Source organism: Halobacillus sp. BBL2006 (assembly GCF_000786645.1).
Lineage (GTDB): Bacteria > Bacillota > Bacilli > Bacillales > Halobacillaceae > Halobacillus.
Genome location: NZ_JRNX01000619.1, coordinates 1 through 5,288, shown reverse-complemented (window position 1 = coordinate 5,288; position 5,288 = coordinate 1). Strand labels below are relative to the sequence as shown.

5 protein-coding genes are annotated in these 5,288 nt (G+C 42.0%); all 5 read right to left on the bottom strand.

Annotation, left to right across the window (positions count from 1 at the left end; all coding sequences use genetic code 11):
* On the bottom strand, positions 1-976 hold a 976-nt coding region (locus LD39_RS17070), incomplete at its 3' end, for an AI-2E family transporter (RefSeq protein ID WP_035550407.1).
* A gap of 6 nt (positions 977-982) precedes the next feature.
* Positions 983-1,159, bottom strand: coding sequence for a hypothetical protein (locus LD39_RS23190; protein WP_197061449.1), 177 nt, complete (start codon positions 1,157-1,159; stop codon positions 983-985).
* A 57-nt stretch (positions 1,160-1,216) separates the two neighbouring features.
* A complete protein-coding gene (locus LD39_RS17065) occupies positions 1,217-2,032 on the bottom strand; it encodes a TIM barrel protein (RefSeq protein WP_035550409.1) in 816 nt (271 codons plus the stop codon).
* A 19-nt stretch (positions 2,033-2,051) separates the two neighbouring features.
* Positions 2,052-4,379 carry an ATP-dependent RecD-like DNA helicase gene (locus LD39_RS17060; RefSeq protein WP_035550403.1) on the bottom strand — a complete coding sequence of 776 codons (2,328 nt, stop codon included), beginning with the start codon at positions 4,377-4,379 and terminating at the stop codon, positions 2,052-2,054.
* A 22-nt stretch (positions 4,380-4,401) separates the two neighbouring features.
* Positions 4,402-5,061 (bottom strand): lipopolysaccharide assembly protein LapB, encoded by a 660-nt coding sequence (locus LD39_RS17055; protein ID WP_035550399.1) that lies wholly within the window; start codon positions 5,059-5,061, stop codon positions 4,402-4,404.
* Positions 5,062-5,288 lie beyond the last annotated feature (227 nt).

The window sequence follows — 5,288 nt, the reverse complement described above, 5'->3', positions numbered from 1 at the left end:
CCCCGGCGAGCTCGCCGCCAGCCAGCAGTGCGAGAATGATAAGCAAAGGATGGATATGGATGCTTTTTCCCATGATATAGGGGGAAAGCAGATTTCCTTCTACGAGCTGGATAATAATAACGACGAGCAAACTGAATATGAGCGTTTTAATTGAAATGGTAACCGCTATGATGACCGCAGGGACCGCTCCTAGTAAAGGGCCGAAATAAGGAATGATATTTGTGATTCCAGCGATTACTCCTAGAACGAGCGGGTATGGGAGTCCCACAAGGTAAAACCCAATGGTCGCTAATACTCCAATGAAAAGGCTTATGAATAACTGACCTCTGATATAGCCTCCTAAAGAGCGATTCAATTCTCTCGTCAAGCGAGTGGCTTCCTCATGCCATGTTGTTGGCATAAGGCTTAGCAGCCAGTGACCAATCGTTTTATAATCTTTCAAAAAATAAAATGTCATTACCGGAATGACAGCGATCAGGACGATCATATTAAAGACTCCACTAAGTCCCGTTACGATCAGCATGACTTTGGCACTTAGCCACTCTTCGAATTGCGAAAACGTCCCATCGAGCTTTTCATGAATTCCGTCCGGGAAACGTTCGGTCTGCTCATAAAATTCTTTCGTCCATTTCTGATAAGTATCTGACATCTGTGGAAGCTGCTCAGTAAGTAATTTCAATTGTTCCAGCAAATGGGGAAAGCCCCGGTAAACTCCCAGACTCACAAACATAAAGAATCCCACAAAGATGAAAAGGATAGCCATCGATCGAGGAAGTCCCGCTTTTTCCAGCCACCGCACCAGCGGATGAAGTAGCAAAGAAAGCACTAGCGCAATGATAAAGGGAAGAAACACCCTCCCGATCATGACTAGAATATGATCATAGTAAGGAAAAAGATAGGCGAGCAATAACAAAGAAAGGAGGGTGATGAAAAAGATCGTGAGTCTTCGAACCCATTTACCCGACTTCTCATTCATAGCCCTCTATGATCCTTGTTGATAGAATATGTCATTCAAAGAGCTCAGGCTGCCATCTTCCTCTATTTGATTGATATTCATCTTACCATTTTCTATTGAAAGCTCAAGAAAGCAATTCCAGCAATAATATTGATCCGTTCCGATTTTTCCAAGATTTTTGTTCTGACAGTTCGGACACCTCATGGAAATGATTCTCCTTTTTTTACCAATCATTATGTCCATGAGGAAAAATATCATACATTATTCTACAAGATTACGAATCCATCTTATGCCAGCTTCTACAAAAGAGTCGGAAGGTGAGGTGTGCGGGGTATGTTCAAAAATGAAATACTTCCCTGCTCCACTCTCCACAAGCCTTAAGCATTGTTCAAGCGTGAAATGTTGAGTAGAATTTTCAAAGTCAGGATGGGCCGGCACCCAGAAATACCCATCTTCTACATACTTTACGTGATGTAAGTGAACGACTTTTGTAAAAGGAAGCAAGGGCCGGATATACTCTTCCCATTGATCCTTCGTTGCCATAAAGTAATCTCCTAAATCTATGCATATGTATAAACCATACTTCTTCCATAAATTCAAGCCATGTTCATGCAAGAGTACTATATTATGAGGGGACTGCCTTGGACCCAGCTTCGGTTCACATACAATCGGAATGCCATATTCTTCTTGCAGTCTGCTTAAAAACTGGAGGCCCTCCTCTATTTTTATCTTTGGAGAATCTATATTCGAAGTTTTGAAATATGGAAAATGAACCAGTATATATTCTGCACCTAAACTAGCCAATTCTGAAACCTCTTTTTCAAAATTAGCTCTCGCCTGTTGTGGAGTCATGACAACTTCATCAATCAAGTCATATTTACTCTCTCCACGGATCAATGGAGAATGAACGCCGAAGCTCATCCCTTTCTCCTTTGCCATCTTGTAAAAAGTTAAAAAGGACTCCCGGTCCGGAAACTCTCCGATCTCTATATGCGGAAGTCCCCATTTAAACAATTTACTAAATTGATTAGGGTCGGACAATATTGTACTTCCCGACATTCCCAAAACATGCTTCATTCCAGCACACGCTCCTCTATTACATAAAGTCATAAGGGGATAGTTCTTCCTCATCTTCGGTAACTACAGGCTCATGGGTTGACTCTTCTTGAAGTTTTTCTTTCAGCCATGTATAACGCAAGTTCGTATCCGTCGTTTGGACACCTGCAATAAAAGCGTTGCGATCTCCACAAATAATAAGTGACTGCTTCGACCTGGTAATCGCTGTGTACAATAAATTTTTCCTCAGCATACGTCGATAACTGCGGACAACTGGTAAAATAACAATGGAAAATTCACTTCCCTGAGATTTGTGGATCGATGTACAGTACGCATGCATGATATTACTTAGATCTTTCTTGGGGTACACGATTTCTTTCCCCTCATACTCCACTACTGCTTGTTCGACTCCATCCACGTTTTCCTCTTCACGGAAGATCGCGACAATTTCACCTATGTCTCCGTTATAGACTCCATCCTCAGGTTGATTAACAAGTTGAATCACTTTATCCCCTTTTCTGAATGTAACATCCTTGAAGGTGATATCCCGCTTTTGTTTGCTTTTAGGATTGACCTTTCGCTGAATTTCCTCATTCAGTTTATGAATGCCTACTTCCGTCCGATACATAGGAGCGAGGACTTGCAATTCCTTTAATTCAATTCCCTTATCAACGGCTTTCTTTACGATGTTTGTAACAAGCTCAGTGAGTTGATGCTCATTAGCCGGTATGAAGTTGAAGTCATGCTCCTTGATGAGGGAATTCTGTGTACATTGATCGTTTTTTATTTCATGGGCTAGTTGAATGATTTTTGATCCCTCTTTTTGACGGTAAACCTCTGTCAGTTTTACAGAAGGCAATTGACCGGAGGCAAGCAAATCAGCGAGGACTTGACCAGGTCCGACAGAAGGAAGCTGGTCCTCATCTCCTACGAGTAACACTTGCATATCTGATGGGACTGCACGAAACAGTTGATTCGCGAGCCAAATATCGACCATTGAAAACTCATCAACAATCAGCACTTTTCCTTCTAGAGGATTGTTCTGATTACGGTCAAACGAATCGTGCCCATCCCAGCCAAGCAAACGGTGGATGGTACTAGCTGGAAGTCCCGTCGACTCAGTCATTCGTTTTGCGGCACGGCCAGTAGGCGCAACTAATATGAAAGGGAAAGGCTCATCTGAATTGTAATCATCGTGGTCAATCGATACATCATTTAAGCGTGCATAGGATTGAATAATACCTTTAATGACCGTAGTCTTTCCTGTTCCTGGCCCTCCTGTTAGAATCATCAGCTTTGAATGCAACGCTTTTTCTATCGCCTGGAACTGATCTTCTCCATAGCTCATTGATTCTTCTTCTTCGATTTCTCCAATGACCTTCATCAAATCTGCCTGTGTATGCTCCGTTTCTGCTTCTTCTTGCAGCATACGTTCCATATGACGGCAAAAGCCATTCTCTGCGAAATAAAGAGAAGGTAGATAAATTCTATCTTCTTCTACAAAAACATAACGTTCTTCGCCTAAATGAATCACCTGTTCTGACAATTGCTCAAAGGAAATTTCAGGTTCAGCACTCTGATTCAAAAGTTGATCAACCTGTTTCAGACATTCTTCAGTCGGCAGGTAGACGTGACCCGCTGACATACTTTTTCTAAGCATATATAAGCACGCCGCCCTGATCCTAGTCGGATGGTCATGCGCGAGATTTTGCATTTTTGCTAACTCATCTGCTCGATGGAACCCAAAACCCTCAACTTCAAACACTAGCTGATAGGGGTCCTCTTCTATAATCGCCAACGTCTGATCCTTAAACACTTCATAGATCTTTTGGGATAACTTTAGACCGAAGCCATATTGAGAAAGGTGGATCATGACGTGCTCAAACCCCTGATGCTCTTTGAGTGCGTCATAAAGCTGATCGGCCTTCTCTTTTGGCAACTTCGGTACTTCTTCAAGAGCCTCTCTATTTTCAAGAATCTTGGAAATAGCCTGTTCACCTAGATGGTCGATGATTCTCTCAGCAGTCTTTTTTCCAATTCCATGAAACAGATCACTGGATAAGTACATGACGAGTCCGTCTCTCGTCTCGGGAAGGACACGGTTATACATCTCCACTTCATACTGTAGACCGAATTTCTTGTGATTTTGGAACGCACCATAAAAGATGTACGTTTCCCCTTCTTCTAGCGGAGAGAAATGGCCTTTGATGACAAGGCTCTTTTCTTCAAAATCTTCATTTGTTTCACGCACCTTGATCGATGCAATCGAAAAGTGTTCTGCCTCATTATGAAAGATCATCCTACTTAGTTCTCCTTTGATATACGGTCGATCTTCATTCGATTCAGAAAAAAGCGATTGTTGTATCATGTCCATCTTTCTCCTTCGGTCATTACTCGTTTAACGCTTGTTCAACTTGAGTTTTTGCATGGCCAGCAAGCATATGATCAGGCTGAATTTCCAGCGCCTTTTCAAAATGTTTTAATGCTATGTTGGCATCTTCTTTATGGAGTGCAACCACACCAAGGTTGTAATGGGCGTCACTATGGTTATTTTCCAATTGTAGCACATGTTTTATCGTCTGTTCAGCCTGATCAATCTGCCCGTTCTGTGCAAGACAGAGGCCGTATTGAAACTGGATATCAACATCTTCAGGAGCTAGTTCTGCAGCCCTTAATAAATAGGGTAATGCCAATTTGACATATTCCTGATGGATAAATGTCATACCCAGCATAAAATGGACATCTGCTTCATCAAGACCATTTTGAATGGCATGGATGAATTGCTCCTGTGCTTTTGTGAATTTCTCTTGCTCATAATATACGTTACCAAGTCCGTAATAAGCGGTCGCTGCTTCTTGATCAAGTTCGATGGCACGATGAAAGAAACGTGCTGCCCGTTCATAATCGTTCATGTGTGTTAATAAGTTTCCGAAATTAATGTAACCCACCGGTTCTTTCGGATTTTCGTCGATGGCTACTGTAAACAAGCGTGCTGCCTGTTCATAATTATGGTTTTGCATTTCTTCAATACCTTTTTTCAATTTATCCATATCCAATTCCCCCTATTTGATAAACTCTATAATAGATCCTGTAGTTAGTTTTTCATATTTAATTAAAGCTCCCGATTGTTTAAGGCTCAGTTTCGAGCTAAGTGGGGCCGTTGCTGGATGAGGGCTCGAGTTGGCTGGGAATCGACTCGTCCAGCTGCAACCCCCAGACACTCGCGTCATAAGCAGAAAATTAACGGAATGAAATAGCCCATTCCTTTTGATTTTCT